The sequence below is a fragment of the Nitrospira sp. BLG_2 genome (assembly GCF_049222245.1).
This window is the reverse complement of the sequence record NZ_JBLYIG010000141.1, coordinates 1-6,249: the sequence shown is the minus strand read 5'-3', so window position 1 is coordinate 6,249 and position 6,249 is coordinate 1. Positions and strand designations below refer to the sequence as shown.

7 protein-coding genes are annotated in these 6,249 nt (G+C 56.7%); 3 read left to right on the top strand and 4 right to left on the bottom strand.

Annotated features, from left to right (window positions below; genetic code table 11):
• The 3 genes from ACOSYY_RS04070 to ACOSYY_RS04060 form a co-directional block, all read left to right on the top strand.
• The coding region (locus tag ACOSYY_RS04070; protein ID WP_421660993.1) for a glycosyltransferase family protein at window positions 1-1,167 on the top strand (1,167 nt) is incomplete at its 5' end.
• The gene (locus ACOSYY_RS04065; protein ID WP_421660992.1) at window positions 1,164-1,871 is read left to right on the top strand and encodes a mechanosensitive ion channel family protein; all 708 of its coding nucleotides are present in this window, start codon (window positions 1,164-1,166) and stop codon (window positions 1,869-1,871) included. The genes ACOSYY_RS04070 and ACOSYY_RS04065, both read left to right, overlap by 4 nt.
• Before the next feature lie 5 nt (window positions 1,872-1,876).
• Window positions 1,877-2,752, top strand: coding sequence for an HAD-IIB family hydrolase (locus ACOSYY_RS04060; RefSeq protein WP_421660991.1), 876 nt, complete (start codon window positions 1,877-1,879; stop codon window positions 2,750-2,752).
• 265 nt (window positions 2,753-3,017) lie between these two features.
• Here ACOSYY_RS04060 and ACOSYY_RS04055 read toward each other — a convergent pair whose 3' ends face one another.
• The 4 genes from ACOSYY_RS04055 to ACOSYY_RS04040 are packed head-to-tail and all read right to left on the bottom strand — an operon-like array spanning window position 3,018 to window position 6,167.
• Entirely contained in the window at window positions 3,018-3,461 is a 444-nt protein-coding gene (locus ACOSYY_RS04055; protein WP_421660990.1) for a type II toxin-antitoxin system VapC family toxin, read from the bottom strand.
• Window positions 3,462-3,465: 4 nt separating this feature from the next.
• Entirely contained in the window at window positions 3,466-3,735 is a 270-nt protein-coding gene (locus ACOSYY_RS04050; protein ID WP_421660989.1) for a hypothetical protein, read from the bottom strand.
• A gap of 27 nt (window positions 3,736-3,762) precedes the next feature.
• Window positions 3,763-4,902, bottom strand: coding sequence for an LPP20 family lipoprotein (locus ACOSYY_RS04045; protein ID WP_421660988.1), 1,140 nt, complete (start codon window positions 4,900-4,902; stop codon window positions 3,763-3,765).
• Window positions 4,899-6,167, bottom strand: coding sequence for a COG3014 family protein (locus ACOSYY_RS04040; protein ID WP_421660987.1), 1,269 nt, complete (start codon window positions 6,165-6,167; stop codon window positions 4,899-4,901). Before ACOSYY_RS04040 ends, ACOSYY_RS04045 begins: the two co-directional genes overlap by 4 nt.
• Between the last annotated feature and the right edge of the window lie 82 nt (window positions 6,168-6,249).

Genomic DNA, 6,249 nt, shown 5'->3' with positions numbered 1-6,249 from the left:
GGCCATCGTGCCGTCCTCGTGAATGCCGACGGCGGCTCCACCGACGACACCGCGGCTATCGTCGCCCATACCATGGTCGATCTGGAACCCCTCTTTATCAGCGATCGGCAGAGCACGCTACACCGGATTGTCACGCCCTATCACGGTATCCCGGGCAAGGGCAGCGCGTTTCGCACCATTTTCGAGATCGCTCGGCGACTCAAAGTCAAAGCCTGCGCCGTCGTCGATTCGGACGTCCGCAGCATCACACCCGAGTGGATGGAACTGCTTCTCCATCCGATCATCAAAGAAGGTTACGACTATGTGGCCCCCTACTATCGACGCCACAAGTATGACGGGACCATCACCAACAGTATCGCCTATCCTCTTACCCGAGCTCTCTACGGGCAGGAGGTCCGCCAGCCGATCGGCGGAGATTTCGGATTTACCGGAGAACTGGCCCAACACTATCTTGAGAAGCATGTCTGGGAGTCGGATGTGGCGCGCTTCGGGATCGACATCTGGATGACGACGGAGGCTATTACCAGCGGCGCCAAGGTGTGTCAGAGTTTTCTCGGAGCAAAGATTCATGATCCCAAAGACCCTGCAGCCGACCTCTCTTCCATGTTGCGACAAGTGGTGGGTGCCTTGTTCGCTTTAATGGAAGCCCATGCTCCCTGCTGGCTCCCTGTCGCAGATTCGCGAAAGGTGCCTCTCTTCGGCTTTCAGTACGAGGTGGGAGTCGAGCCGGTGAATGTCAATGTCGAACGAATGGTCGACTTGTTTCATCTCGGGCTTGCGGACCTACACCCTATTTGGGCGCGCATTCTCTCTGAAGACACACTGGATCAGCTGTCCCGTCTTCGGGACGTCCCCAGACGGGATTTCCGCATTCCCGATGCGCTGTGGGCCCACATTATTTACGATGCCGCCCTCGCGCATCATCGGAGCGTGCTCCCGCAAGAACATCTGCTGAAAGCCTTGACCCCTCTCTACTTGGGGAAGACCGCGTCATTCGTGTTGGATAGCCAAGGGTTGACCTCGGCGGAAGCCGAACACCTTATCGAAACGCTTTGCCGGACGTTCGAGAAACAGAAAGAATATCTTGTCGCACGTTGGCCTCAGTCTCATGACGCGCGCGAAGTCATCGGTGCCGCTCGCGCGAGGCCTGAAAGGAGCCAGCCATGACTTCAAGCTGGGAACATACGTTACTCGGACCTGTCGCTGCTCTCGGTGAACGCGTCCTCGCCATTCTTCCCAATGTCCTGGCCATGATGGTTCTTTTGCTGGTCGGTCTCGGCGTCGCCTGGGGCATGGGACATTTAATGGAACGACTGCTTCGCGTGATCGGCCTGGATCGACTCTGCGATCGAATCGGTATCGCTGCGGCCCTGTTGAGAGGAGGCATCAAAGCCGATCCGTCCTATATCGTCGGCCGCATTACCTACTGGTTGATCGTGATCTTCGCCACCACGGCGTCGCTGGGCGCGCTCGATGTTGCTCCTATCAATCAAGCCGCTCAGTCGCTCTTATCTTATATTCCCCATTTGGTTACAGCAGCCGTCATTGGAGTCATCGGCTATCTCGTCTCTAATTTCGTGTCGCAGGCCGTTCTTATCGCTGCCGTGAATGCAGGGTTGCCTCCGGCCCGCTGGATCGCGGCCGGGACACGTTGGGGCATTCAGCTTTTGACGGTGGCCATGGCGCTGGAACAGTTGGGGATTGCCCAACACATCGTCGTCGTCGGATTTGGCATTACTTGGGGAGGCCTCGTCCTAGCCGCTGCACTGGCGCTGGGATTAGGCGGCAAGGATCTGGCGAAAGATTTCCTGGAGCGACGTCTGGCCGGTCATTCAAGGTCGCAGATCAACGAGGACCTACGGCATCTCTGAAACCCATGTCACGCTATATCCTATTCACAGATCTGGACGGCTGTCTTTTGGACAATGACACGTACTCCTTTGACGAGGCGAGACCGGCGCTCGAAGCCCTTCGGTCGGAGAACATTCCGGTCATTCTTGTCTCAGGAAAGACCCGCGCGGAAATCGAACCGCTTCGAGAGCGCCTTGATCACCACAATCCCTTCATCGTCGAGAACGGCGCGGCCGTGTTCGTGCCCCTCAATACCTTCGACTTCCCGCTCGAGCGGTCCCGACGCCGTTCCCATTATCATATCATCGAACTCGGGACGCCCTACGCGCTCCTTCGGGATGTACTCCGCCAAATCGAAGACGCGGTAGGCACGCCGCTCCAAGGATTCGGCGATTTGTCGGTCGACGAAGTTATGGCCACCACAGGGCTCTCCCGAGAAGATGCCTTGCGAGCAATGCTGCGGGAATTCGACGAACCGTTTTTAGTGAACGGTCCCCCCAGGTTGATCGAGGAAGTTTGCCGCCAGATCGTGACACGCGGTCTCAGTTGGACCAGGGGTGGGCGTTTCTTTCACTTGACGGGAAACAACGACAAAGGTCGGGCGGCGGACATTCTTCTTCGCTGCTACAAACGGCAAGGGCGACTGGCTAATCTGCCGGACGACATAGAAACCATCGGCATCGGCGACAGCTTGAACGATCTCCCTCTCTTACTGACGGTCGATCGTCCGGTGTTGGTGCAAAAACCCGACGGCTCGTACGATCCTGACATCAATCTGCCGAATCTCATCCGCGCGCCTGGCATCGGCCCTGCCGGTTGGAATCGTGCCGTCTTGGAATTGCTAAGACAGGTGTCGGAAGAGACATCGCCTGGCCGACCAGTCAATATCCGAGCCACATGATCGCTTTAGCAAGCTGTTGAAAAAGACCGTCAGCAGCGTTCTCGCATCGCGTCGCTGCCTCACCATCTCAGCGTTGTTCACAAACGTGCCTCACTGGGACACTGCCGGCTCGCACAGACGTGGCACGCTCTTTCTTCATCGCGCCGTGCGCCTCACTGCGGCCTTGCTGAACAGCCTTTTTGACCAGCGTGCGGACTCTTGTGAAACGGTCCGGAACTTCTGGGTCTACCTCGCCACAATTGGAAAATAGCGTGGCAGCATCCGGCTAGTCTTCTGCCGGATTAATGATATGCAACCCTGCCGTTTTTGATGCCGCTAACAGCTGGGTATCCGCGCTGACGACGGTCAATCGCAACGGCTTCAACTCCAATGCCAATGCCAGATGCATCACCTGAGGCGAACGCAGGGATGGATACTCCAAGACCAATTCTTTAGTGGCAAGATAGGTTTCCATCTTTGGCGCAATAAACTGGTAGAGTCCCTGTTTGGATTCGATTTCGAACTTATAGAGAACCGAATAGCAATCATCCCGCGTAATCTGCCCCTCTTGGGCGCGCGCGCACAAAATCGAATAGACGTCCGTCACGGTCCATGTCGGGACGATCGCGACCTTTCCGCGCTTCACCATCAGCTTATTCACGATCCTCGTGCCCCGCTCCATGCTGTAGCGCTTAATGAGCGCGGTTGAATCAAAATAGTAGTATGGCATCCCCTTACACCCTCCCCTTCAGAATGATTTCCGCGAGCGGCCCTTGAAGCTTGGAGAGCCTATCTTGTAATTCATCGAGCGGCACCTCTTCATACCCTTCTTTTCGCAAGGTGTCTGCGAGATTCCCTCTATTGAACGACACCGTGTCTTCCTTCAGTCGGTCGTTCAACCGCCGCTTGGACAAACGGCTTGAAACCTTTTGTCCTGACTTGGTCAACCCCCGCCCCCTGCTGCGCGGAGCTCGGCTGACGGATAACTCATCTGTCTTTTTCACGATGCCTCCTCATAAAAGAACGTTCAGTTATCGCTTCACTCCTGACTCTTCTCGTGGGCAACTCACCGGCATCGTCGCTGTTTCAGGCAGCATGACCTCACCGAAGACATGAGCGGCAATCGCCTTCGCGACATTCGACGACAATTCATTTTGCATCGCGCGTAGCGCCTTTGTCGTTGCTTCACGCTCCGTCAGATGCCCTTCCCTTCCACCGCGCGCGGTCGCCCCCACGACCCGCCGCGTTCCAGGTTCCACGACTTCAAAATCACTACACCACCGCACGTATGTGAAATTTGGATCCTGCACTTCGATCGGGAACAGACGGACAGTGCCCCGAACGATCAATTCGGGGGAACCATCCTCTTCTCGTTCCGTCTTCTTGATCACGTGAAATCCTTGTCGGATAAGCCCTTCCGACAACGCACGTCCAACCGGTTCTGCATGGTCACCGGACACTTGTACCGCAAGCACCAGATTCGTAGCAAGAAATTGTTCCAATTCATCGGACAATTCGTTTACCTGATAGACGGATGGGAACCCTTGCCCGCTGGGACGGATCACTCGCAGATCCGTGTTGTACGCCTCGCGCAAAACGAGATTCCCGCCGGCCCGGCGCAGGGCGCGAACCTTGGCAAGGTTGTCGGTCGTTTGCCGCGACTCGGCGACATCCGCGTCAATCGCACGATCCAACGCCGATACCTTCTCCATCAACGCGGCTTCGGCCTGAGAACGATTCATCACGCCCAGGGCGTAGTGCACCCGTCTGTCCGAGTCATACCACGCATCCGCGATCCTGACGTTTTCAAGCACTTTGTCCGTCGATACTTTCGTCACATTGTCGATCGTGAGCCGCCGCTCGGCGTTGGAGACACCGCGATCCTCAACGACCACATACGATTCCCAGTCCTGAGCCTGCGCCGCGACTTCCGCCTTGAAGATGCGGGCCACCGCCGCATAGGCCTGATCTTCCGCCTTGCCGTGAGTGTCCGCTTGGCCGACCCCGGTCAGGTATTGAGCCGGTGGATATTCCGCGCTCCGGCCATCAACCCACCCCGGTTTTTCCTTACCAGTGAACCAGGTACAGGCGGCCGATGCGGACATCATCAGCCACAGGCATAGGAAAACCGCGATGCCTTGTCCGGAAGAAATCCCGCAGACGCGCATCATTGCATGACACGCCGAATGATGAACACCGTCTGGCCTTCAGTCAGCGCCATCGTTTGTTCATCCTTCGCCGTCGTTACCTCCTGTCCCGACGGCCGAATGGAGACGTGATACTGGCCCGGCGGTACCCACGCCCGAGCCACGTGAATTTCGTCCGGCAAGGTTTGCCAACTCCGCTTGTCGGACTCTTCCGACGCCACCGCCAGTCCCTTAGCCAGCAGTTCGACAAGAGGGCCGACCCAGAGAGCGGCATCTTGACCGGCGGCATGTTGCGCACCTATTGTCACTCCCTCCGCCATCGCGAACTTCGTCGCAGCTCGGGCAACGGCTTTCACGGTCATCGACGGGAGCCGTTCCGAAAGGCTCTTCTCCGCCAATGCAGTCACATTGTGCGCCGGTTCCGATCGAACGGTGACCGAATGGCCGAGCGAATCGGTCAGCGTCATACTCTCGGATGCGACCCGCGTCTTTTGGGGGACCAACCGTGGAAGCGCTACGCGGACCACTTCTCCGTTGAGCCCATACAGGACGCTGTCTGCGACACGATCCCGTCGGTAGGCCGACTGGAAGACTCCTCTGTTCAGTAAAACTAACTGTGCGGCATCCATACTAACAGGTACGTCCAAGAACAGATCCTCTTTGCGTGGAGCCCGACCATTATAGCTGATCATCACGACTTGGGCGAGTTGCTCTTGGGATGAACCGAGCTGCCATTCAACGTCAGGAAAAGCCTGTCGATACTCGGCTAACTCGGTTGTTAAGCTGAGAGCCTCCGCTGTGCGCAAGAGATCAGAGCGCAGGGATGGAGGAGCGGACATCCTCGACCACCCTTGCATCGATTTATACGCTTCATATGCGTTTCGATAGGCGATAAACGCGTTATTGAGATCACCGGCGGCCTCGTACAGGATACCACTCACATACCTGGCAAACCCGTCATTCCGGTACTTATTGACATCCTTCACTCTGTCACCGAGTACGTTCAAGCGATGGTCGATACGTCGCGCCTCCACCAATGCTTCCTGTAGTTGTCCTTGAACCGCATAGTTCAAGGCATTGATCACGTTGATCATCACATGTTCGTAGGCATCGCCTTCGTACGGTAAGACATTGTCATTGCTGAGAAATGCAGCGGTTTCTGAACGGATGCTCCTGGTATAGAGCCGCTCGACTTCCTCTTCCGCTCGCTCCAATGCCGCACTGCTTTGCTGGTATTGGCCTGCCAGCTGCAGCACCATTCCTCGATCCATTTCATACAGTAACCGCACGTTGTTTCCCCTCAGCGGCAATCGTCAGCTTTGGGATGGTTACGCCATGGCGCACCTCAGCTGGTTTTTGTTTACCCCGGAT

What these genes read in the sequence shown, in the direction of transcription:
- ACOSYY_RS04065 (WP_421660992.1), top strand. Translation starts at nt 1,164, where the DNA reads ATGACTTCAAGCTGGGAACATACGTTACTCGGACCTGTCGCTGCTCTC.
- ACOSYY_RS04060 (WP_421660991.1), top strand. Translation starts at nt 1,877, where the DNA reads ATGTCACGCTATATCCTATTCACAGATCTGGACGGCTGTCTTTTGGAC.
- ACOSYY_RS04055 (WP_421660990.1), bottom strand. Translation starts at nt 3,461, where the DNA reads ATGCCATACTACTATTTTGATTCAACCGCGCTCATTAAGCGCTACAGC.
- ACOSYY_RS04045 (WP_421660988.1), bottom strand. Translation starts at nt 4,902, where the DNA reads ATGATGCGCGTCTGCGGGATTTCTTCCGGACAAGGCATCGCGGTTTTC.